The sequence below is a fragment of the Spirosoma sp. 48-14 genome (assembly GCF_001898575.1).
Taxonomy (GTDB): Bacteria; Bacteroidota; Bacteroidia; order Cytophagales; family Spirosomataceae; genus Spirosoma.
In genome coordinates this window covers 1-247 of the sequence record NZ_MKUD01000035.1, presented here as the reverse complement: position 1 = coordinate 247, position 247 = coordinate 1, and the positions used below count along the sequence as shown (strand labels likewise).

The 247-nt window shown below is 47.8% G+C and carries 1 pseudogene; it reads right to left on the bottom strand.

The features are described 5' to 3' along the window. Positions 1–247: pseudogene (locus BGO59_RS18430) on the bottom strand (alpha/beta hydrolase); the annotation flags it as partial.

Genomic DNA, 247 nt, shown 5'->3' with positions numbered 1-247 from the left:
GCCTGCGCCTACAATAGCATCAAAGAAATTGAACGCCTCACGGTTTTGTACGATATGGTAGTCTTTGCCTACTACGCCCAACGGTGTATTGGTGTCGGTGCGGAGTGTGGCGAAACTGTTAGGTACTAAGATGTCATTGGCTTCAATCAGTTCTCCGCTGCCGCCTATGCTCATTGTTCTGCCCTGTGTAAATAGTGGGGATTTGATAACCTCGTAATCTAAACCTGCGTGTACTATTGCTTCCTCG